The organism is Leifsonia sp. CL147 (assembly GCF_900114565.1).
Taxonomy (GTDB): Bacteria; Actinomycetota; Actinomycetes; order Actinomycetales; family Microbacteriaceae; genus Leifsonia.
In genome coordinates, this window is the sequence record NZ_FOTM01000001.1 from 193,459 (window position 1) to 215,840 (window position 22,382).

General features: G+C 70.8%; 18 protein-coding genes and 1 pseudogene. 9 read left to right on the forward strand and 10 right to left on the reverse strand.

Features of this window, described 5'->3' with window-relative positions:
* The first annotated feature begins 19 nt into the window (after nt 1-19).
* Nucleotides 20-2,363: pseudogene (locus BM287_RS01010) on the forward strand (excinuclease ABC subunit UvrA).
* Between the two features lie 162 nt (nt 2,364-2,525).
* On the opposite strand, the gene BM287_RS01015 reads toward BM287_RS01010, so the two are convergent.
* The 4 genes from BM287_RS01015 to treY form a co-directional block, all read right to left on the reverse strand.
* Nucleotides 2,526-3,389: a serine/threonine-protein kinase gene (locus BM287_RS01015; protein WP_090035235.1), complete on the reverse strand. Its 864-nt coding sequence runs from the start codon at nt 3,387-3,389 to the stop codon at nt 2,526-2,528.
* Nucleotides 3,389-5,422 (reverse strand): glycogen debranching protein GlgX, encoded by a 2,034-nt coding sequence (gene glgX, locus BM287_RS01020; RefSeq protein ID WP_090035232.1) that lies wholly within the window; start codon nt 5,420-5,422, stop codon nt 3,389-3,391. Before glgX ends, BM287_RS01015 begins: the two co-directional genes overlap by 1 nt.
* Nucleotides 5,423-5,585: 163 nt before the next feature.
* Complete coding sequence (gene treZ, locus BM287_RS01025; protein WP_090035229.1) at nt 5,586-7,301, reverse strand: malto-oligosyltrehalose trehalohydrolase; 1,716 nt, start codon at nt 7,299-7,301, stop codon at nt 5,586-5,588.
* A complete protein-coding gene (treY, locus tag BM287_RS01030; RefSeq protein WP_090035227.1) occupies nt 7,298-9,610 on the reverse strand; it encodes a malto-oligosyltrehalose synthase in 2,313 nt (770 codons plus the stop codon). The genes treZ and treY overlap by 4 nt, the downstream gene beginning before the upstream one ends.
* A 191-nt stretch (nt 9,611-9,801) precedes the next feature.
* Here treY and BM287_RS01035 point away from each other — a divergent pair, with 191 nt between their 5' ends.
* A complete protein-coding gene (locus BM287_RS01035) occupies nt 9,802-9,975 on the forward strand; it encodes a CsbD family protein (RefSeq protein ID WP_090035224.1) in 174 nt (57 codons plus the stop codon).
* A gap of 183 nt (nt 9,976-10,158) precedes the next feature.
* The gene (locus BM287_RS01040; protein WP_090035222.1) at nt 10,159-10,428 is read left to right on the forward strand and encodes a hypothetical protein; all 270 of its coding nucleotides are present in this window, start codon (nt 10,159-10,161) and stop codon (nt 10,426-10,428) included.
* On the opposite strand, the gene BM287_RS01045 is transcribed toward BM287_RS01040, so the two are convergent.
* Nucleotides 10,401-11,351, reverse strand: a complete 951-nt coding sequence (locus BM287_RS01045) for a GlxA family transcriptional regulator (RefSeq protein ID WP_090035219.1) — start codon at nt 11,349-11,351, stop codon at nt 10,401-10,403. The two genes, BM287_RS01040 and BM287_RS01045, sit on opposite strands and share 28 nt — an antisense overlap.
* Nucleotides 11,352-11,437: 86 nt before the next feature.
* Between BM287_RS01045 and BM287_RS01050 the strand changes: the two genes are divergently transcribed.
* A complete protein-coding gene (locus BM287_RS01050; RefSeq protein WP_244527804.1) occupies nt 11,438-11,647 on the forward strand; it encodes a hypothetical protein in 210 nt (69 codons plus the stop codon).
* Nucleotides 11,648-11,713: 66 nt separating this feature from the next.
* Here the strand turns inward: BM287_RS01050 and BM287_RS01055 are convergent, their stop codons facing one another.
* Nucleotides 11,714-12,217, reverse strand: coding sequence for a DUF1003 domain-containing protein (locus BM287_RS01055; protein ID WP_090035212.1), 504 nt, complete (start codon nt 12,215-12,217; stop codon nt 11,714-11,716).
* Nucleotides 12,218-12,338: 121 nt separating this feature from the next.
* The gene (locus BM287_RS01060) at nt 12,339-12,956 is read right to left on the reverse strand and encodes an ATP-dependent Clp protease proteolytic subunit (RefSeq protein ID WP_280140919.1); all 618 of its coding nucleotides are present in this window, start codon (nt 12,954-12,956) and stop codon (nt 12,339-12,341) included.
* Between the two features lie 89 nt (nt 12,957-13,045).
* Between BM287_RS01060 and BM287_RS01065 the strand changes: the two genes are divergently transcribed.
* Nucleotides 13,046-13,738 (forward strand): IclR family transcriptional regulator, encoded by a 693-nt coding sequence (locus BM287_RS01065; protein ID WP_348271690.1) that lies wholly within the window; start codon nt 13,046-13,048, stop codon nt 13,736-13,738.
* Nucleotides 13,739-13,864: 126 nt separating this feature from the next.
* Here the strand turns inward: BM287_RS01065 and BM287_RS01070 are convergent, their stop codons facing one another.
* A complete protein-coding gene (locus BM287_RS01070) occupies nt 13,865-15,745 on the reverse strand; it encodes an FAD-binding monooxygenase (protein ID WP_090035203.1) in 1,881 nt (626 codons plus the stop codon).
* A gap of 175 nt (nt 15,746-15,920) precedes the next feature.
* Between BM287_RS01070 and BM287_RS01075 the strand changes: the two genes are divergently transcribed.
* Complete coding sequence (locus BM287_RS01075; RefSeq protein ID WP_090035201.1) at nt 15,921-16,751, forward strand: class I SAM-dependent methyltransferase; 831 nt, start codon at nt 15,921-15,923, stop codon at nt 16,749-16,751.
* 93 nt (nt 16,752-16,844) lie between these two features.
* The gene (locus BM287_RS01080; protein ID WP_090035198.1) at nt 16,845-17,741 is read left to right on the forward strand and encodes a helix-turn-helix domain-containing protein; all 897 of its coding nucleotides are present in this window, start codon (nt 16,845-16,847) and stop codon (nt 17,739-17,741) included.
* Here BM287_RS01080 and BM287_RS01085 read toward each other — a convergent pair.
* Nucleotides 17,731-18,951: an MFS transporter gene (locus BM287_RS01085; RefSeq protein WP_090035195.1), complete on the reverse strand. Its 1,221-nt coding sequence runs from the start codon at nt 18,949-18,951 to the stop codon at nt 17,731-17,733. The two genes, BM287_RS01080 and BM287_RS01085, sit on opposite strands and share 11 nt — an antisense overlap.
* A gap of 140 nt (nt 18,952-19,091) precedes the next feature.
* Here BM287_RS01085 and BM287_RS01090 point away from each other — a divergent pair, with 140 nt between their 5' ends.
* A complete protein-coding gene (locus BM287_RS01090) occupies nt 19,092-19,493 on the forward strand; it encodes a hypothetical protein (RefSeq protein WP_139230581.1) in 402 nt (133 codons plus the stop codon).
* A 19-nt stretch (nt 19,494-19,512) separates the two neighbouring features.
* Here the strand turns inward: BM287_RS01090 and BM287_RS01095 are convergent, their stop codons facing one another.
* On the reverse strand, nt 19,513-20,877 hold the full coding sequence (locus BM287_RS01095) for a GH1 family beta-glucosidase (RefSeq protein WP_244527805.1): 1,365 nt from the start codon (nt 20,875-20,877) through the stop codon (nt 19,513-19,515).
* Between the two features lie 95 nt (nt 20,878-20,972).
* Between BM287_RS01095 and BM287_RS01100 the strand changes: the two genes are divergently transcribed.
* Nucleotides 20,973-21,758 carry a COG4705 family protein gene (locus BM287_RS01100; protein ID WP_090035593.1) on the forward strand — a complete coding sequence of 262 codons (786 nt, stop codon included), beginning with the start codon at nt 20,973-20,975 and terminating at the stop codon, nt 21,756-21,758.
* The last annotated feature ends 624 nt before the right edge of the window (nt 21,759-22,382 follow it).

Genomic DNA, 22,382 nt, shown 5'->3' on the forward strand with positions numbered 1-22,382 from the left:
GCGATGGAGGGAATCGACGATGACCGCAGCGGCTGACAGCCACGACCTCATCCGTGTCCAGGGGGCACGGGAGAACAACCTCAAAGGATGTGAGCGTCCAGCTGCCCAAGCGACGGCTGACGGTGTTCACCGGGGTCTCCGGTTCGGGCAAGAGCTCGCTGGTGTTCGCCACGATCGCGGCCGAGTCGCAGCGGATGATCAACGAGACCTACAGTGCGTTCGTGCAGGGGTTCATGCCCTCCTTGTCGCGGCCCGATGTCGATGTCCTCGAGGGACTGACCACCGCGATCATCGTCGATCAGGAACGCATGGGCGCGAATGTGCGCTCGACCGTGGGCACGGTGACCGATGCGAACGCGATGCTGCGCATCCTGTTCAGCAGGCTCGGGCAGCCGCACATCGGCTCCCCGCAGGCGTTCTCGTTCAACATCCCCTCGCTCACCGGCAGCGGCGCCATCACGGTCGGCGGCAAGACCGAGAAGCGGGAGTTCGCCCAGACGGGAGGGATGTGCCCGCGCTGCGAAGGGATGGGGACGGTCACAGACCTCGACCTCGCCCAGCTGTACGACGAGAGCAAGTCGCTCGCCGAGGGCGCGATCACCGTTCCCGGCTACACGGCCGACGGCTGGTCGGTGCGGATCTTCAGCGAATCGGGCTTCTTCGATCCGGGCAAGCCCCTCCGCGACTACAGCGAGACCGAGCTGAACGACTTCCTGTACCGCGAACCGACGAAGGTGCGGATCAACGGCATCAACCTGACCTTCGAGGGGCTCATCCCGAAGGTGCAGAAGTCGATGCTCTCGAAGGACGTGGAGGCGATGCAGCCGCACATCCGGGCGTTCGTCGAGCGTGCGGTCACCTTCGCGGCCTGTCCGGAATGCGGCGGGACGCGGTTGAGCGAGGGTGCGCGATCCTCGAAGATCGCGGGCGTCAGCATCGCCGACGCCTGCGCCATGCAGATCACCGACCTCTCGGATTGGGTGCGCGGGCTGAACGAGCCGTCGGTGGCGCCGCTGCTCACCAACCTGCAGCACCTGCTCGACTCGTTCGTCGACATCGGACTCGGCTACCTCTCGCTCGACCGAGCCTCCGGAACGCTCTCCGGTGGCGAGGCGCAGCGCACGAAGATGATCCGCCACCTCGGGTCGTCGCTCACCGACATCACCTACGTCTTCGACGAGCCGACGGTCGGTCTGCACCCGCACGACATCCAGCGCATGAACGAGCTGCTGCTGCAGCTGCGCGACAAGGGCAACACGGTGCTGGTGGTCGAGCACAAGCCGGAGGCGATCGCCATCGCCGACCATGTGGTCGACCTGGGGCCGCACGCCGGCTCCGCGGGGGGCGAGGTCGTCTTCGAGGGGACGGTCGAGGGCCTGCGCGCGAGCGGGACGCTCACCGGGCGGCATCTGGACGACCGTGCGCGGCTGAAGGAGACCGTGCGGACCGCGAGCGGTGCGCTGGAGGTGCGGGGCGCGTCCGAGCACAACCTGCAGGACGTGGACGTCGACATCCCACTCGGAGTCCTGGTCGTGGTGACAGGGGTCGCCGGGTCGGGCAAGAGCTCCCTGATCCACGGGTCGGTCGCGCCCCGCGAAGGGGTCGTCGCGGTGGACCAGGGCGCGATCCGGGGCTCGCGTCGCAGCAATCCGGCCACGTACACCGGGATGCTGGAGCCGATCCGGAAGGCCTTCGCCAAGGCCAACGGGGTGAAGCCGGCGCTGTTCAGCGCCAACTCCGAGGGCGCCTGCCCGAACTGCAACGGGGCCGGCGTGATCTACACCGACCTCGGTGTGATGGCGGGCGTCTCCACCGTGTGCGAGGTCTGCGAGGGGCGGCGCTTCGACCACTCCGTGCTCGAGTACACCCTCGGCGGGCGCGACATCAGCGAGGTGCTGGCCATGCCCGTGTCCGAGGCGGAGGAGTTCTTCGGCAGCGGGGAGGCGCGCCTCCCGGCGGCCCACGCCATCCTCGATCGTCTGGTGGATGTGGGGCTCGGCTACCTGACGATCGGCCAGCCGCTCACGACGCTGTCGGGCGGGGAGCGCCAGCGGCTGAAGCTCGCGACGCACATGGCGGAGAAGGGCGGGGTGTACGTGCTGGACGAGCCGACCACCGGCCTGCACCTCGCCGACGTCGAGCAGCTCCTCGGGCTGCTCGACCGGTTGGTGGACTCGGGCAAGTCGGTGATCGTCATCGAGCATCACCAGGCTGTGATGGCCCACGCCGACTGGATCGTCGACCTCGGTCCCGGCGCCGGCCACGACGGCGGCCGCGTCGTCTTCGAGGGCACGCCGGCCGACCTGGTCGCCGCGCGCTCCACCCTCACCGGCGAGCACCTCGCCCGCTACGTCGGCGCCTGAAGCCCACCCCGCGCCCTCGTCGCCGTTCGCTCTCGTCGGCCTACGCCCTCGCCGGCCTACGCCCTCGTCGGCCTACGCCCCACCGTCGAGTACACGAAGACTGCACAGTGGGAGCGCTCTCGATGTGCAGTCTTCGTGTACTCGACGGTGGGGCGGGCCGGGTTAGGCGGTGGGGCGCTTTTGGAGGCCGGCGGCGGCGATGACCGCATCGCGGAGAATCGGCGTCAGCTGCTCCGCGGTCGGACGGCCAGCGGGGTCGGAGACCGTCATGCTGTGGAGGATCCGTCCCCAGTCGTCGGGCAGGTCGTCGGGGATGGGCGGCTCGTGATCGAGCCTGGCGAGGGCCGACTCCACCGCAGTGCCGGGATACGTCACGGAGCGGGTGAAGCACTCCAGCAGCACGAGTCCGAGCGAGTAGATGTCGCTCGCCGAGGTGGCCGGCTGGCGCAGCGCCTGTTCCGGGCTGAGGTAGGCGGCCGTGCCGGTCGTCTTGCCCTCCTCCTGCTGCTGCGAGGCACCGGCGATCCCGCTCGCGATGCCGAAATCGGTCAGGCGCGCCCGTGCGCGGAACGTCGTGGTGCCGTACGAGACGAGCAGGATGTTCGACGGCTTGATGTCGCGATGCACGACCCCGTTGGCATGGACGTACTCCAGCGCCTCCGAGATGTCGTAGGCGATCTCAGCGATCTCCTCGAGTGTCAGCTCCCGCTTCGCCAGCATCGCCGCCAGGTCGGTGCCGGACACGAGCTCCATGATCAGGAAGGGGCGAGGGTCCTTGGGCGAGGAGTAGTCGATCCCGGCGTCGATCAGCGACACGATTCCGTGGTGACTGAGCCGGGCGAGTGCCGCCTGCTCCGTGCGGTATTGCGCCATCTCCTCCTCGCCGGCGGAGCGGTACAGCTTGATGGCGACCTCGCGGCCGAGGAGCTCGTCGGTGGCGCGGAAGATGCTGGCCTCCCCGCCGCGGCCGATGACGTGCTGCGGCCGGTAGCGGCCGAGCAGCGCCGGGATGGTGGACTCGGGCATCAGGTGCTCCTCGATCTCAGGAGTGCGAAGGCCGACTCGCCGAGGATGACGCTGGTGCTGTCATTGAGGGCGAGCTCCGGGTCGCTGGTGAGCTCCAGCTCCCAGGCGGCTCCCAGCGGGTCGGGCAGGACGAATTCGACGCCGTTCCCGGCGGCGTTGAGCATGAGCAGGAAGGAGTCGGAGCGCTCGTGCCGCAGCTCGAAGGCGATCGAGCGCGCCTCCGGGTCGGACCAGTCCTCGCCGGTGAACGGCTGTCCGTCGGCGCGGACGATGCACACCACGTCCGAGCCTCCGACCTCGGGCGCCTGCCGGTACCACTCCGGGCGCAGGGCGGGTTCGGCGCGCCGCAAGTGGATGAGCTTCGAGGTGAAGTCGTGCAGCTCCCAGTCCGCATGCTCCCAGTCGAACCAGGAGATCTCGTTGTCCTGGCAGTAGGCGTTGTTGTTGCCGCGCTGGGTGCGGCCGATCTCGTCGCCGCCGAGGATCATCGGCACGCCGGCCGAGAGCAGCACGGTGGCGAGGAAGTTCTTGCGCTGGCGCGTCCGGAAGGCGTTGATCCCCTCGTCGTCGGTCGGGCCTTCGACGCCGTAGTTGCTCGAACGGTTGTCGGATTCGCCGTCGCGGTTGTCCTCGCCGTTCGCCTCGTTGTGCTTCTCGTTGTAGCTGGTGAGATCGGCGAGCGTGAAGCCGTCGTGGGCGGTGACGAAGTTGACGCTGGAGAGCGGGGCGCGTCGCGAGTCCTCGTAGATGTCCGGACTGCCGAGGACCCGCTGCGAGAGGGTCGGCAGCACGCCGAACGTTCCCCTCCAGTAGTCGCGCACGTCGTCGCGGAACTTGCCGTTCCACTCCGACCAGTCGGCCGGGAACCCGCCCAGCTGATAGCCGGCCACATCCCACGGCTCGGCGATCAGCTTCACCTCGGCGAGCGTCGGGTCCTGCTGGATGAGGGTCAGGAACGCGCTGTGCAGGCTCATGTCGCCGCCCTGGCGGGTCAGGGTGGTCGCGAGGTCGAAGCGGAAGCCGTCGATGTGCATGTCCTCGACCCAGTAGCGAAGCGAGTCCATGATGACCTGGAGGGCGGCCGGGTTGCTGACGTTGAAGCTGTTCCCCGTCCCGGTGGTGTCGAAGTAGTGGGCGCCGTCGCCCGGGACGAGCCGGTAGTACGAGGGGTTGTCGATGCCCTTGAAACTGTAGGTGGGACCGAGGTCGTTGCCCTCGGCGGTGTGGTTGTAGACCACGTCGAGGATCACCTCGATGCCTGCAGCGTGCAGCGCCTTCACCATGCCCTTGAACTCGTCGACCTGGTGGCCGGTGTCACCGGTCGCGGCGTACTCGTTGTGCGGAGCGAAGAAGCCGATGGAGTTGTAGCCCCAGTAGTTGCGCAGCCCCTTCTCGAGGAGGTGCGCATCCTGGACGAACTGGTGGATGGGGAGCAGCTCGACCGCGGTGACGCCGAGGTTCTTGAGGTATTCGACCGCGGCGGGATGCGCGAGGCCGGCGTAGGTGCCGCGGAACTCCTCGGGCACCCACTCCATCAGCTTCGTGAACCCCTTCACGTGCAGCTCGTAGATGATCGTCTCGCTGAGAGGGATGCGCGGCCGCTGGTGGTCTCCCCAGTCGAACTCCTTGCGGTCGATGGCGACGCCGAGTGCGACGTGCCTCGCCCCGTTGGTGTCGCTGCGGCGCCTCGGCCGCCCCAGCTGGTGGCCGAAGACGGCCTGGGAGTTGTCCCACGAGCCGGTGACGGCACGCGCCTGAGGCGGGAGGAGGACCTTCGCCGGGGAGAAGCGGAGCCCGTTCGCGGGGTCCCACGGTCCGTTGACGCGCAGCCCGTATCGCGTGCCCGGCACGAGTCCCGGGACGAATCCGTGGAAGACGTGGCCGGTGCGGTCGGTGAGGACGGTCTGGGTCTCCCGGCCGCGGGCGTCGAAGAGCGAGACGATCACCCGGTCGGCGTTCTCGCTGTACACGGCCACGTTCGAGCCCCCGTCCTGCAGGGTGATCCCGAGCGGGTAGGGCGAGGATGCGGTCACCGCGACGTCTTCTGCCAGGCGGGAGCGCTGGGGATGGTCCGGCGATGGGGCCGGGGGCAGGGCTGCGGCACGGTGCCTCCGATCGGGTAGAGGGCCACGATACCGGGGAAGGACCTCATGCCTAAAGGCATTGACAGCGGAGAGGCGGGACGTTAGGCGCGCGTCACGCGCCGGCGACGCGGGTGACGCGGACGGCCTCGCCGAAGGCGGCGACCGCGTCCAGGGGCGGAGCGCCGAGGGCGGTTCCGGAGAGGCTGGTCTCCACGAGGAGGCCGCCGCGCGTGAAGCGGAAGACCCCGGCCTCGTACGCCACCTCCGTCGCGCGGGCGTCGCGCGGGATGGTGCGCCGCAGAGCGGCGAGCGCGCGGTACCACTCCAGCATCCGCGCGTTCTCACGTCCGGACAGTTCCGACCAGTCGAGCTTCGAGCGCAGGTAGGTCTGCGGATCCTGCGGATCGGGGACAACGGCGGGGTCCCATCCCATCCGCGCGAACTCCGCGATGCGCCCTTCCGCCGTCGCCTTCCCGAGCTCCGGCTCCGGGTGCGAGGTGAAGAACTGCCACGGGGTCGTCGCCGCCCACTCCTCGCCCATGAACAGCATCGGCGTGAACGGGCCGAGCAGCGTCAGGGCGGCGGCGACGGCGAGACGTCCGGGGTCGAGGGTCGCCGTGAGGCGGTCGCCCGCGGCGCGGTTGCCGATCTGGTCGTGGTCCTGGCTGAATGCGACGAGCCGGGTGAACGGGATGTCCGGGTCGAGGGGGCGGCCGTGGTGGCGCCCGCGGAAGCTCGACCAGGTGCCGTCGTGGAAGAACCCGCGCCGGAACACCTTCACGAGCGCCGCCGGATCGGCGAAGTCGGCGTAGTAGCCGGCGTCCTCCCCGGTGAGTGCCGAGTGGATGCTGTGGTGCACATCGTCATCCCACTGCGCGTGCAGCCCGAAGCCGTGGTGGGAGCGGGCGCGGACCAGTTTCGGGTCGTTGAGGTCGCTCTCGGCGATGAGCGTGCGCGGGCGCCCGGTCTCCCCGGCGAGCTCGTCGGCGAGGACGGCGAGCTCTTCCAGCAGGGTGGTCGCGCGGGTGTCCCGCAGGGCGTGCACGGCATCCAATCGCAGGCCGTCGACGTGGAGCTCGCGCAGCCAGTACTCGGCGTTGCCGAGGATGTAGCGGCGGACCTCGTCCGACAAGGGACCGTCCAGGTTGACGGAGGCGCCCCAGGTGTTCGCGCCCTGACCGAGGTAGGGTCCGAACTTCGGCAGGTAGTTGCCGCTCGGGCCCAGGTGGTTGTACACGACGTCCTGGATGACCGCCAGCCCGCGCCGGTGGCACGCATCGACGAACCGCTGGTACGCCTCCGGGCCGCCGTACGGCTCGTGGACCGCGTACCAGAGCACGCCGTCGTAGCCCCAGTTGTGCGTGCCGTTGAAGGCGTTGACGGGCAGGAGCTCGACCGCCTCGACTCCCAGCCGCACCAGGTGGTCGAGTCGCGCCGCAGCAGCGTCCAGGGTGCCCTCCGGCGTGAAGGTGCCGATGTGAAGCTCGTAGAGGAGCGCGCCGGTGAGGTCGCGGCCCTCCCAGGCGCCGTCCGTCCACTCGTGGCTCCGCGGATCGAACTCGCGGCTCAGCCCGTGCACGCCGTCAGGCTGCCGGAGCGATCGCGGGTCGGGATACGGACCCTCGCCGTCGACGAGGAAGCCGTAATCCAGGGGAGAGCCGGGGAGGGCAGGCGCCTCGGCGAGCTCCCACCAGCCGCCGGACGGTGCGTCGGCGGAGGCCGGGACGGGAGTGAGCGGGAAGGTCCCCAGGCCGCCGAGCACGACATCTACCGTCCGGGCCTCCGGCGCCCAGACCGGGAACCGGCGCTCGCCGCCGGGCCCGCTCACCGGGCCACCGCCAGGAGAGCGACGGGGTAGCGGTCGAAGAGGGAGGCGAGAGGCACGCGTCCGCGATGCTCGCGCCCCGTCAACTCGTCGCGCAGCAGGTCCGCTCCGACGTCGACGCTGGTGTCGGCCCACCCGCCGCCGGCGGAGAGGCCGACGGGCAGCCGCGTGGCGAGCGCGAGTGCGCCGCCCCGGTCGAAGCCGACCAGGTGCCCGGCGCGCGAGCCCTCCGCGTAGACCGGACGATAGGTCGTGAAGAGCTCCGGCCGGTCGCGGCGCAGACGGAGTGCGCGGGCGGTGACCAGCACCTTGGCCGCGCCCGACGAGTCCACGGCGGGGAGCCATCCCTCGTCGAGGTGCGCGAGCAGGCCGGCGGCGGCGTCGAACTCGACAGGCCGGCGGTTGTCGGGGTCCACCAGCGACCGCTCCCAGCGCTCGGAACCCTGGTAGACGTCCGGGATGCCGGGGGCCATGAGTTGCAGCAGCTTGGCGCCGAGGCCATTGCTCGCGCCTGGCGCCTCGATCACGGCCGCCAGCGCCTCCACCTCCGCGCGGACGCGCACATCGTCGAAAGCCGCGTCGATCGCCGCGGCCATGGCCGCCTCGAACCCCTCGTCGGGGTCGGTCCAGCTCGTCGAGGCGCCGGCCTCGCGCGCGGCCTTCAGCGCGTAGGCCTGGAGGCGCTCCCGAGACGCCGGCCACGCGCCGAGGACCGACTGCCACAGCAGGTTCTCGAGCGACCCGTCGCCGAAGCCGACGCGGTCGCGCACGATCCGCAGGAACCGCTCCCAGCGCTCCGGCAGCTCGGCGAGCACATGGATGCGCGCCCGCGTGTCCTCGCCGCGCTTGGTGTCGTGGGTGGAGAGGGTGGTCATCGACTCGGGCAGGCGACGCCGGCGGTCGGCCTGCCGGCGGTGGAACTCCTCCGGAGAGACGGCGAACTCGGAGGGATCGCCGCCCACCTCGGTCAGCGAGACGAGGCGGGTGAAGCGGTAGAAGGCGTTGTCCTCGACGCCCTTCGCCATGATCGCGCCGGTCGTCTGCTCGAACCGGGCGCCGAGGCGGCCGGCGATCTCGTCGAGTTCTGCTGCGAGGTCCGGACGGGAGTCGCGGGCGGCCTCCCGTGCCTCGTCCCGGTGATCCGCGCCGAAGGGGAGGTAGCTGCGGTAGACGGGGAACCAGGCGGCCAGCTCGGCGACGGCGTCGGCCGTGCGCCCGGGGTCGCGGCGCTCCGCGTGGGTGTCGTCGTCCGCGGCGTCGTCGGCGCCCGCGTCGTCGTCCGCGGCGCCCAGCTCGCGCACCACGCGGAGCACCTCCGAGCGCAGGATGCCGTCGGCCACGGCGCGCTTGCGGCGGTGCACCAGCTCGGCCCAGTCCTGGTTCTCGGCGCGCGCATCCACCTCGGCGGCCAGCTCCGTCAGCGGTCCCTCGCCGGACGGGTCGACGAAGACGCGGTCGACGATGCCCAGGGCGTCGTAGCCGGTCGTGCCCTGCACCGGCCAGGCCGGCATCCGCTCGTCGCCCTCGAGGATCTTCTCCACCCAGATCGGTGCGCGCCCGGCGAGAGCGCGGAGGCGGTCCAGGTAGCCGCCGGGATCCCGGAGGCCATCCGGATGGTCGACGCGGAGCCCATCCACCAGGCCCTCGCGCAGCCAGCGCCCGATCTCGCGGTGGGTGTCGTCGAAGACCTGCTGGTCCTCGACGCGGAGCCCGGCGAGGGTGGTGACGGCGAAGAAGCGGCGGTAGTTCAGCTCGGCGTCCGCGCGGCGCCACGACATGAGCTCGTAGTGCTGCCGGGCGTGCACCTCGCGCGGGGTGCCGCCCCCGGTGCCGGGGGCGATCGGGAAGCGGTGATCGTAGTAGCGGAGCTCGCCGTCCCCGATCCGCAGGGCGTCCTCCTCGTCCGGTCCGTCGCCGAGGACCGGCAGGCGCAGGCGGCCGCGGCCGAACTCCCAGTCGATGTCGAAGTGGGACGCGTAGCGGGAGTCCTTTCCGTGCGTGAGCACATCCCACCACCAGACGTTCGCGGCGGGGGTGGCGACGCCCATGTGGTTGGGGACGATGTCGACCAGGACCTTCAGTCCCCGGTGATGGGCCGCCTCGGAGAAGTCGTGCAGCGCTTCCGGGCCGCCCCGAGAGGCGTCGACGCGGCTGTGGTCGACCACGTCGTAACCGTGCATCGAACCGGGTTCGGCCTCGAGCAGCGGTGACAGATAGACCCAGTCCGCACCGAGTCGCTGGATGTGGTCGAGCACCTGCGTCGCGTCTCGCAGGGTGAAGGACGGGCTGATCTGCAGACGGTAGGTGCTCACCGGTTCATTCTGCGGGAGGAATGCAGTGCTCGTGTAGGGCTTGAAATTCGTCGTGGATACCGCAGGGCGCCGATTCGTGCCTCGATTCCGCGGCTCCCGGCTTGATTTCTCAGGCGATCCGTCGGGGGTAGACGTTCGACGGGACGGGTGGGACCGTCGTTGTCGAACCGGAGCAAGGAAAGGGGACCTCAATGGGACTCGACGACAAGATCGAGAACGCGGGCGAGAAGCTCGGAGGCGACGCCAAGGAGGCCGCAGGCAAGGCCACCGGCGACGAGCGCCTCGAGGCCGAAGGCAAGGGCGACCAGACCAAGGCCGACGTTAAGCAGGCCGGCGAGAAGATCAAGGATGCCTTCAGGGAGTGATGCGCCCGACCGAGCCCCCGCCTTGCGGCGGGGGCTTCGTCGCGTGCGGGGCTTCGTCGCGGCGGGCGCTTCGTCGCGTGCGGGGGCGGGTGCCGTGCCGTGCCGGGAGTCCCGGTGCCGCGAGGGGTGCGCAACCGGTGCGATGCCTACCGCCGAGCGGCCACGCGGAGTACTTTCCGGTGCATGGGAGACCGCGCGGATCGGGTGAGGGCCTGGCGAAGGGCGGGCATCGGCTTCGCACTGGCCGCCCTCGCGCTGGTGGCGACGATCGCGCTCGCCGTGGCCATCCCGACCCAGGGTGAGAATCCGCGGGCGTGGGGCGTCATCGTCTGCGGCCTCGTCACGGTCGAGGTGTGCGGACAGGTCGCGCTGCGCAATTGGCGGCTGCTCCGCCACTACCGGGGCGACGACCTCGCCCCGCGCGGTCATGCCCGCGCGAAGGCGGCGCGGTAGCGGGTCGGCGGCACTCCCACTTCGGAGTCGAAGTGGTGGCGCAGGAGGGTCGCGCTGCCGAATCCGCACTGGCGCGCGACCTCGTCGATCGGGAGGTCCGTCGTCTCCAGCAGCAAGCGGGCGTGCAGGATGCGCTGGGTGGTCAGCCACTGCATCGGCGGCACTCCGGTCTCCGCGACGAAGCGGCGCGAGAAGCTGCGCGTCGACATGTGGACGCGGCCGGCCATGCTGCTCACGCTGTGCGGCTCGTCGAGGCGGTCCGTGAGCTGGTCGAGCAACTCGCTGAACGTGTCGTCTTCGCAATCGGAGACGGGCTTGTCGATGTACTGGCGCTGGCCCCCGTCGCGCTGCGGCGGGACCACCATGTTGCGCGCGATGGTGTTGGCGACCGCGCTGCCGAGCTCCCGGCGGACGAGGTGCAGGCTGGCGTCGATGCCCGCTGACGTCCCGGCGCTCGTGATGATGCGGCCGTCGTCGACGAACAGCACGTCGGGGTCGACCCGGGCCTTCGGAAAGCGGCGCTGGAGCGCGTCGGCGAAGCGCCAGTGCGTGGTGCAGTCGCGGCCGTCGAGCAGGCCCGCCTCGCCGAGGGCGAAGGCGCCGGAGCAGACGCTGAGCAGGATCGCGCCGCGATCGTACGCGCGGCGGAGCGCATCCAGGAGCTCCTCCGGGTACTCGTCGCGCACGGTGGCGGCCGGAACGGCGATCAGGTCGGCGTCGTCCATCGCCTCGAGGCCGTACTGCGCCGTGACCGTGACCCCGATCGGGCTGGGGACGGGTGCCCCGGGGTGGAGGGAGCACACCCGGAAGTCGAACGGCTCCAGGCCCGCATAGCTGCGGTCGAGGCCGAACACCTCGCACACCACGCCGAATTCGAACATGGCGAAGTCGTCGATCAGGGGGACCGCGACGGATCGGATCATGGGCCTCAGTGTACTGGCCGAATTTTTGCGAAGATAGACCTGAAGCCATCTCGTGTCCGGATCTTTACGTTCGTAACGTAAGTGTCATGGCGAACACGACATGGACACAAGGAATGGAGCACGGCTGGGTGGCCCATCCGGCCGTCACGAACGGCGGGGAGCCGGTGCGCCGGCGCCGCTTCGTCCTGAGCGACTGGCTGCCGGCGGCGATCCTCGCGCGCGGCGGCCGGGTCGACCGCGAGACGGAGCGGGCGCTGAGCGACCTGCGCGCCGTGCAGTCGGCGCGCGAGAGCTGACCGCGTCCTGCGCGACCACTCGATCGCTGTCGGGAGGCGGCGGCGAGTGACAGCGTCGTGGTTCGGCTATGAGGCGGGCGTCTGCGGCGACACGGCGTCCTGCCGGCTGCCGCCGTCGGCGAGCACGCGCGCGTGGATCTCCTGCGTCAGGGCGTGGATCGTCCGGGTGAGCTCCGTGTTCTCGCGCAGGAGCGCCTCCTGGTTCTGGTAGTCGCGGTCGGCCTTCGCCTGCTGGAACGACGCCTGCCGGTTCTGGCCGATCATCACGAAGGTGGAGAGGAAGATCGCCTCCAGCGAGACGATGAGGGTCAGCGTCGGCCACGGCGAGGTCTCGAAGGTCAGCATCCACACGATGAACAGCAGGACGTGGAGGTAGACGAACCACATCGAGCCCGCGAACGCCGTGATCGCGTCGGCGATGCGCAACTGGATGCTCGCGGCCCGGTGCTCCGCCTCGGCCAGCACCGTGGGATGCACCGCGTCGAGGTCGGCACGCTTCAGCAGCACGCGCGGGCGCAGGCGGGGGATGGGATGCTTCGCCGTGCGGGCGGGCGCGGGTGTCTTCGTCATCAGTGTCTCCGAGCTAGGAGGCGGGCCAGTCCCACCGGTGTCTGACGAGAGTAGAGCCCGCCGGTGTCCGCCGCGGACGGTCAGCCGCTCGCGCGCCCTGAGAAACCGTACACGGAGCCCCTCACCGCGACAGCGCCGCGGTCGACCCGACCACCTGATCCACGAACCCGTAGACGCAGGCTTCGTCCGCCGTGAACCAGCGGTCCCGGTCGCCGTCCTCGATGATCTGCTCCACCGGCTTGCCGGTCTGCGCGCTGGTCAGCTCCGCCATCCGGCGCTTGAAGTGCAGGATCTGCTTGGCCTGCGTCTGGATGTCCGCGGACGTTCCGCCGAAGCCGCCGTGCGGCTGGTGCATGACGATGGAGGCGTTCGGGAGGGCGTAGCGCTTGCCGGGCTTGCCGGACGAAAGCAGGAACTGCCCCATGGAGGCGGCGAAGCCGAGCGCGAGGGTGGCCACGTCGGCCTTGACGAAGTTCATCGTGTCGAAGATGGCGAACCCGGCCGTGACCGATCCGCCCGGGGAGTTGATGTAGAGGAAGATGTCGCGATCCGGAGCGATCGAATCCAGCAGGAGCAGCTGGGCGCAGATGTCGTTGGCGACCTCGTCGGTCACTTCGCTGCCGAGGAACACGATCCGCTCGTCGAGCAGCCGTTGCACGGGGGAGGTCTTGTCGGTGTCCATGGGGCCAGTGTGCGATCTCGGGACCGGTGTTGTCTGCGGCTTCTGCCGCTCGCGAATCTGCGCAGGGCAGACCGCCGGCCCGGATCCGCGGGCGTTCTATAATCGAACGCGTGACCCCCACTGATGACGGCTCGGCAACCGCGGCGGTGCCGGCGGCGACCCTCCAGACGCTGTCCCGCGGCATCCGGATGCTGGAGCTGCTCGCCGACGCCGGCGAACCGCTCAGCATCCCCGCCATCGCGGCGCGGCTGGGCCTGCACCGGTCGATCGCGTACCGCATCCTGCGCACCCTCGAAGACCATGGGCTCGTCGTGCGTGACGCTGCCGGTGCCGCCGAGCTCGGACCCAGGATGGCGACGCTCGCCCGCTCCGTGTCGCGCGACCTGCAGTCGGCGGCGCTCCCGCAGCTCACGGCGATCGCGAACGAGCTGTCGATGACGGCGTTCCTCGCGGTCCTCGACCGGCACGATGTCGTCACGCTGGTGGCCGTGGAGCCGTCGCACGCGCACGCGACGGTGGCGCAGCGCCCCGGCACGCGCCATCCCTTGGCCTCAGGAGCGCCCGGCATCGCCATCCAATCGGTGCTCACCGAGGAGCAGTGGCGTGCGCTGCCGGGCGAGCATCCACGGGATGACGCGGCCCGCGCCCGCGAACGCGGCTACGCCACCAGCCACGACGAGGTGATCGCCGGCCTCGCGTCCGTCGCCGTGCCGGTGCAGGCGCCCGGGCAGCCGGTGGCCTCCCTCGCGGTCGTCTACGTGGCCAACGACGTCGACACCGCCGTGATCGGAGCGCGCCTCCGGCACGCCGCCGCCGCAATCCAATCCGACCTGCGCTGACCCCCGCCCCCCCGCCCCCCCGCCCCCGCTTACGCCCCACCATCGAGTCCGCAGAGATTGCACGCTTCGGGGGCGTGTCGCGTGCAATCTCTGCGGACTCGATGGTGGGGCGGGGGGAGGGGAGGGTTAGGGGGTGCGCAGGATGGGGCGGAAGAACGCGGCGAGCTCGGCGGTCGCGTGCAGGGGGAGCACGGCGGAGACGTACTGGTCGGGACGCACGACGACGATGGCGCCGCCGCGGTCGATGCCGCGCTCGGCGAAGATGTCGTGGGCCGGGTCGGTGGCGTACACCTTCTCGTAGTCGATCAGCTCGAACGGCCCGACCCGAGGCAGGAACAGCGCGGGCACGGCCCCCAGGTCGACGGCCGTGTGGTCCTGCTGGTACACGACCTTCACGTCGAACCACGCATCGGGGTCGGCTCCTGCCGGTGTGGCGGCCAGGGGGGACTCGGGCGAGGACGACATCCACTCGGCCAGGTCTGCGACGGCGGAGGGCTCGCCGGCGTGGGCCGCGTCGGCGAAGACGTAGACGCGCCAGCGTCCGTCGGCCCGCGCGTGGTGCCCGAGGTGCATCGGGTTGCCGTCGCAGACCCGCTCGACGGTCGCCGACTTGAAGCGCTTGCCGATCGGGAAGCCGGTCGCGAGCTCCTGATGCGCCGGCTCCCCGACGATGAGCGACGGCGCATACTGCGTCATGAAACCGGCCGGGAACTCGGCCGTCCGGACGTAGAAGTCCTCCAGCTCGGAGGGACTGGCGAACTCCTCCGGCTTCATGGCCATGAGCGTCGACCACTCCTTGTCGAACTGGATGAGGTCCTTCGCCACGACCTGGCGCTCGGCCGAGTAGGTGGCGAGCAGGCTCTCCGGGCTGCGGCCGTCGAGCACGTGCCCCAGCTTCCAGCCGATGTTGAACCCGTCCTGCATCGACACGTTCATGCCCTGACCGGCCTTCGCGCTGTGCGTGTGGCACGCGTCCCCGGTGATGAAGACGCGGGGGGTGCGCGCCCCGAGCTCCTCCGGCAGCACGTCGTCGAACCGGTCGGTCAGACGGTGACCGACCTCGTAGACGCTGTGCCAGGCGACGTTGCGCACATCCAGCGTGTAGGGGTGGAGGATCTCGTTGGCCTTGGCGATGATCTGTTCGATCGTGGTGGAGCGCACCGCGCCCTGGTCGTCCGGCGGCACCTCGCCGAGGTCGACGTACATCCGGAACAGGTAGCCGCCTTCGCGCGGGATCAGCAGGATGTTGCCGAACTCCGACTGGATCGAGCACTTCGTGCGGATGTCGGGGAAGTCGGTCACGGCCAGCACATCCATGACGCCCCAGGCGTGGTTCGCCTGGTCGCCCGCGAGGTGGCAGCCGATCGACTCGCGGACCTTGCTGCGGGCGCCGTCCGCGCCGACGACGTACTTCGCGTGCACGACCCGTTCGACGCCTTCGTCGGGCCCGGCGACGCGGCGGAGGGTGACGGCGACGGGATGGTCGCCCCCGCCGACCTCGAGCCGGACGAACTCGTAGCCGTAGTCCGGCCGGATGCGCGAGGGCGAGTTCGCCATGACCTCGGCGAAGTAGTCGAGCACGCGCGCCTGGTTGACGATGAGGTGCGGGAACTCGCTGACGCCGGTCGGATCGTCGATCGGTCGCGCCGTGCGGACGATGCGGGTCGGGTCGGCGGGGTCCGGCTTCCAGAACGCCATCTCGGTGATGCGGTACGCCTCGGCGATGATCCGCTCCGCGAACCCGAACGCCTGGAAGGTCTCGACGCTGCGGGCCTGGATGCCGTCGGCCTGCCCGATCGCGAGCCGCCCGGGACGGCGCTCGACGATCCGGGTGACGACGCCGGGGAACTGGGACAGCTGAGCGCCGGCGATCATCCCGGCGGGGCCGGTGCCGACGATGAGCACGTCGACCTCGTCGGGCAGCTCGTCGGGGCGATCGATGCCGGTGCCGGCGGGCTCGTGGATGCGCGGGTCGCCGGAGACGTAGCCGTGGTGGTGGAACTGCACGCGGTCCTCACTTCGTTGTGGTCGTTCACTATCCGAACGCCGTGTTCGCATAGTGCACGACAAGGATACCGCAGTGCCGTCGGCGGAGGGCCGCATCCCGGTGCCGTCGTCAGCGTCACCGCTTTCGGCTAGGCTGGCGGGCTCGGCGCCGACCGGGCGGAACGGGAGAAGCAGGATGTCGTCCTTCAGCGACGCGAACAGAGCCAACTGGGATGAGCGCGCCAGCATCCACGCCGACCGCAGCGGCCAGGGATATCGGATCTCCCAGTTCATCGAGGACAGGGAACTCCTCTCCGGCGTGGTGCGGTTCGATCTGCCGCGGCTCGGATCGATCGCCGGCAAGCGCGTCGTGCACCTGCAGTGCCACATCGGGACCGACACCCTGTCGCTGGCCCGGCTCGGCGCCCGGGTCACGGGCCTCGACTTCTCGCCGGTCGCCATCGAGGAGGCGCGCAAGCTCGTCGCCGACACGGGCGACGACGCCGACTTCGTCGTCTCGGATGTGTACGACGCCGCCTCGGTCCTGACGCCCGGATCGTTCGACCTCGTCTACACCGGCATCGGCGCCCTCTGCTGGCTTCCGCGCGTGGATCGCTGGGCCGCGGTCGTCGCGGAGCTGCTCGCGCCCGGCGGCTCCCTGTTCCTGCGGGAGGGCCATCCCATCCTCTGGTCGATGGATGAGACCCTCGACGACGACCTGCACCTGCGGTTCTCGTACTTCGAGCGACCGGAGCCTCTGCCGTGGGACTCGGACACCACCTACGTCGACACCTACCGCCGGCTGACCGCGACGCGCACCTACGAGTGGAACCATTCGCTCGGCGAGATCGTGACGGCACTCCTCTCGGCGGGCCTGCGCATCGACCTCCTCGAAGAACACGACAGCGTCCCGTGGGAGGCTCTGCCCGGCCAGATGCTCCGGAGGCCCGACGGCGAGTTCGCGCTGTCGGAGCGCGACGGCGTCGCCCCGCTCAGCTACACACTGCGGGCGACGAAGCCGGCGTGAGGGCCAGAATGGCCTGAGCGTGCTGCGACGCTGATCCTCTCGTCGCTGCCGGCTCCCGGGAATGACACCCGGGCCGAGCGGGTTCGCCCTTTCATGACTGCGGCGCTGACTCCGACCCGTGCGGCGGCTCCCGAGCGGGCCGGCCTGACCGAGCTGGAGGCCGTGCTCGCCCGGCTGGAATGGAACCTGCTCGACTTCTCCCGCACAGCACTCGCGCGGGGGAGCGGCATGGCGGGATCGCCCGGGTCGGTCCGCTTTCACTATGTCGTCTCCGGCGCCGTCGAGATCAGCGGAGGCGAATCGCCCGTCCAGCTGGACGCCGGTGATTTCCTGATGCTGCCGCGGGCCGGTGCTCGCCGCATCCATGCCCTCCAGGACACCGTCCTCGCGTCCGGCGAGCTGGAAGCCGCCACTTCGGCCGGGCTTCCGTTCGCGGCGGCGCTTCCCGGGATGCTCGTGGCCTGTGGATTCGTGGTGCGCGAACCGCACATGGGGCCGCTCATCGAGACGCTCGGCCAGGAGTTCGGGGGGATGCGGGCAGGCAACGCGGTCATGGCGAGCCGCATCGCCACGGTCATCGCGTCGGCGGCCGTCCGCTCCTGGGTCGAGAACGGATGCGCTCCCGACGATTGGCTGGTCAGCGTACGCGACCCGCACATCGCCCGTGCGGTCGCCGCGATGCGTGAGGCGCCGGGCGAGCCGTGGACGGTCGACAGCCTCGCACGGGTGGCACGCGCGTCCCGGACAGTGTTCGCGGAGCGCTTCCACGAGCTCGTCGGCGATTCGCCCAGCCGCTACCTCGCGGGTCTCCGGATGGAGCAGGCCAAGGACCTGCTGCGCGAGGGGCGGCTGAGCGTGGGCGAGGTGGCGCTCCGCCTCGGCTACGGCTCGGATGCCGCCTTCAGCCGGGCCTTCCGTCGCCACACCGGGATGAGCCCGGCGAGCTGGCGGCGCGAGTCCGCCGCGAGGGCGTCCCTCCTCACCGCGTGAGCGAACCGGTCGAGCGCCGAGCCGACCCGAGCAGCACTCCGCCCGCCACCGCCGCGACAGCGCCGGCGACGAGCGCGTCCTTCACCCCGGCGCCGTCGACGAGCATGCCGCCTGCGGCAGCGCCGAGAGCGATGGCCACCTGGAAGGCGGAGACGACGAGTCCGCCCGCGGCCTCCATCCGCTCCGGCTCCGCCCGGGCCGCCCAGGTCTGGACCAGGGTGGGCACGCCGCCGAAGGCGAACCCCCACAGCCCGACCGCGACGAAGGCGAGCGGGACCTCGGCCGGCAGCAGAGCGAACACCGTCACCGCGGCTCCCAGCACGGCCGGCATCACGACGAGAGCCGTGCGCAGCCGGCGATCCGCTACCACTCCGGCGATGATGTTCCCGACGAAGCCGCCCGCGCCGTAGACCGCGAGCAGGATCGCCAATCCTCCCGTCGTCAGCCCGGGGATGTCCGCGGCACCCAGCCGGATGTACGTGAATCCGGTGAAGTGGCCGCCGGCGAGCAGCGCGATGCCGATCAGGCCCACGATCATGGTGGGCGAGCGGAGGGTGGCCACGAGACTGCGGACGCCCGATCCCCGGGCGGGGGCGATCGGCGGAAGCAGCACGAGCTGCGCGACGGCGGCGGCGACGGACATCGCGGCGACGAGGAGGAACACGGCACGCCAGCCCCAGAGGGCGCCGAGGAAGGCTCCGAGCGGCACGGCGACCACGGTGGCGAGCGAGACGCCCGTGTTGACGATCATCATGGCTCGTCCGAAGTGCTCCGCAGGCACCAGCTGGGCCGCGACGGCGACGGCCATCGACCAGAAGCCGGAGATCGCGATCCCGAGCAGCACGCGAGCCACCAGCAGCAGCCAGAACTGCGGGGCGACGGCCACGAGCAGGTTGGAGGCGGCGGCGAGGACCGCGAGCCCGACCAGCAGCATCCGCCGGTCGAGCCGGGGGAACAGGGGCCCGATCGCGGGACCGGCGACCACCCCGATGAGCGCCGTCGCGGTGACCGCCTGGCCGGCCGTCCCCTCGCTGATCCCGAGACCCGCGGCGATGGGCGACAGCAGGCTGGCCGGCAGGAATTCGCTGGTGACCAGCGCGAACACCCCCAGCATCAGCGCGACGACTCCGCCCCACGAGGCCCGGCGCACAGCGGGGCCGGCGGCCGGCACGGAGGAGGTGTTCGGCTGGGAGGAGGTCTCGACGCTCATGACCCCAGCCTGGCAGTCCGCCCATCCGCCCGCCCGGCCGATCGTCCGTGACCCCTGATCGCTCGTCCGGAATCCCCGGGCGCATGGCCGGAACTGTCCGGATGGTCCGCCGGACGGCCGGCACTGCTAGGGTCCGAGGCGTGAGCATTCAGACATTCGGGCAACCAGGGCCGACGTTGGTGCAACTCGGCAACGTCACCGCGAATGAAGCATGGGTCGTGACGCCGGCGGGCACCTGGCCGATCGCCGAGGTGAACGTGACGACAGTCGACCAGACCAACTCGACCAGCCACACTCCGGCCTGGGCGATCGTCCTCGTGGTGGTCTTCATCTGGTTCTTCCTGCTCAGCCTGCTGTTCCTGCTGGCCCGGGAGGTGCGGGTCGGCGGGTACATCGCCATCCACATCAGTGCTCGCAACGGTCAGACCTACACGGAGCAGGTGCCGGTCTACAGCGCGCAGCAGCGGGCGGACGTCTTCGCTCGTGCGGGTTACCTGCAGGCCCTCATCGGGCACGCGCGCGCGGTGCGCGGCCAGGGCTGACCGGCGAACCGCTGACCGCTCACTCCCGGAGGAAGTCGGCCATCCAGAGCGCGCTGCGCTTCGGGGTTCGCGTCTGCGTCCGGTAGTCGACGTGGACGATGCCGAAGCGGCGGGAGAAGCCCCAGGACCACTCCCAGTTGTCCATCAGCGTCCAGAGGAAGTACCCGCGCAGCGGCAGTCCGGCGGCGACCGCATCCCGAGCGGCCTCGAGATGCGCCTGAAGGTACTCTGTGCGCTCACCGTCGTCGATCCGGCCGTCCGAGCCTTCGCTGTCGGGATAGGCCGCGCCGTTCTCGGTGATGTAGAGCGGGAGCCCGGGCGCCAGGTCGCCGGCCATCCGCAGCACGTCGAGCATCCCGTCCGGGTGCACCTCCCAGCCCATCTGCGTCGACGGCGCGCCCGTGTCCACCACGCGGACGTGCTCGCTGCCGGGGTAGGAGCTCGGGGGTGCGCCGGCGGCGGGCGCGGAGGCGGAGGCCACGATGTGGCGGCTGTAGTAGTTGACGCCGAGGAAGTCGATCGGGGCCGAGATGCTGCGCAGGTCCTCCTCGGTCGCGTTCTCCGCGAACCAGCGCGTCTCGCCCAGGTCCTCGAGCACGTCCGCGGGGTAGGTTCCGGTCAGCACCGGATCGAGGAACAGCCGGTTGCTGAGCCCGTCGATGCGACGGGCGGCATCCGCGTCCCCGCCCGAATCCCCCGCCGGCTCCACGGGGTAGAGGTTCAGGGAGATGCCCACGCGGGCCTCCGGCGCGGCCGCCCGCAGCGCCTCCACGGCGAGACCATGGCCGAGCAGGAGGTGGTGGGCCGCGTGGGCCGCCCGCGAGCCGAGGGCCCGGCCCGGCGCATGGATGCCGCTCGCATAGCCGAGGAACGCCGAGCACCACGGCTCGTTGAGGGTGATCCAGTCGGCGACCACGTCGCTCAGCCGGTCGGCCACCTCGTGCGCGTAGTCGGCGAACCTGCGAGCCGTGTCGCGCTGGAGCCACCCGCCTCGATCCTCGAGGGCCTGCGGGAGATCCCAGTGGTACAGCGTCGCCCACGGCGTGACGCCGTGCTCCCGCAGAGACTCGGCGAGGCGACGGTAGAAGTCGATCCCGGCCTGGTTCGGGCGGCCCCGGCCGTCGGGCTGGATGCGCGGCCAGGCGATCGAGAACCGGTAGGCGCCGAACCCCAGGTCGGACATCAGGGCGACGTCCTCCGCCCAGCGATGGTAGTGGTCGTCCGCCACGTCGCCGGTGGTGCCGTCGGCGATCGCGCCGGGCACACGTGAGAACGTGTCCCAGATGCTTTCGCCGCGGCCGTCCTCGCGGGTGGCTCCCTCGATCTGGTACGCGGCGGTCGCCGATCCGACGACGAAGCCCTCCGGGAGATCGCTTCTGCGCATTGACATTGCTCCTTCGATCACCTGTCTCTGAACCCTCTCAGATGTTCGGCACCGGCACCCAGGGTGACGCGCCCGCGATCCGGGATGCTGGGTGGATGCGCAACAAGGTCCCGGCGGTCACCGCTCTTTTCTGGGTGACCAAGCTGCTCACCACCGCCATGGGCGAGACGACGTCGGACTTCCTGGTCAAGACCATCGACCCCTTCGTGGCGGTGGGAGGCGCCTTCGCCGTGTTCGCCGTCGCGATGGTGCTGCAGTTCGCCGTCAAGCGCTACATCGCGTGGGTCTACTGGTTCGCCGTGCTCATGGTCGCCGTGTTCGGAACGATGGTGGCCGATGTCCTGCACGTCGAGCTCGGGGTGCCGTACGCCGTGTCGACCGTCGGCTTCGCGATGGCGCTCGCTGCCGTGTTCGCTGTCTGGTACGCGACGCAGCGCACGCTCTCCGTCCACCGCATCGACACCCGGGCGCGCGAGATGTTCTACTGGTGCGCGGTCCTCGGCACCTTCGCCCTGGGCACCGCCTTCGGCGATCTGACGGCCACGACGCTGGGACTCGGCTACTTCGGTTCGGCGCTGGTCTTCGGGATCCTGTTCGCCATCCCCGGAGTCGCCTACCGCTGGTGGGGTCTGGGTGGGACCGCCGCGTTCTGGACGGCCTATGTCCTCACCCGGCCGTTCGGCGCCTCGCTCTCCGACGGCTTGGCCGTGTCGCACGCGCGAGGCGGACTGGACCTCGGCACGGGGCCGGTGAGCCTCGTGCTGTTCGCGGCGATCGTCGTGTGCGTCGCCGTGCTCAGCGCCCGCGACCGCGCCGCTTTGGAGCCGGTCGGCCTCGCCTCCCCGTCCCTCGACGATGCGGCCGACGCGTCCCGCCCCTAGAGACGCCCGGACGGCGGTGTCCGTCAGCAGGTCGCCGTCGCCCACCCGGAGCCGGGCGCTCGCCTCCCAGCGGCCGCCGGGCTCCAGCCGCAGCTCCTCCCGGTCGAACGGCGCCGGCCCGAAGCCCGGATACTCCGTCGAGCGCACGAACCAGGACGACGGCGACGGCGCCTCCAGAACCACGCTCGCGGCGCCATCCGGTCGGATGAGTGCCAGCCATCGCGCGCGCGAGCCGAGGAAGCCGTCCGCCGGCCCTGTCCTCCCGTCGTCCGCCGTCGCGGTGGCGTCGCGGAACTCCGGCGCGAGGCGAAGGAAGAGGCCGCCGTATCCCGCGCCCGCGCGTCCCCTCGTGGCAGGACTGCCCAGCGTCAGGCGCTCTACCGCTCGCACCCGCGACGCCCAGTCCAGCATCCAGCCGCTCCCGGTCGGGACGAACCTGAGCAGCCGGTCCTCGACGGCCAGCGGAGCTCCGCGGGCGTCGCGCCAGGTGAGCCGCGACCGGATGCTTCCCGAGGGGTCCAGCTGGACGCGGTCGGTGCGCATCGACCCGTTGTCTCCCGCGTCGAGGTAGGCGGCTGCGGCCCGGTCCCAGCTGCGCCCGCCCCAGAGGTTCGCCCTGCCCAC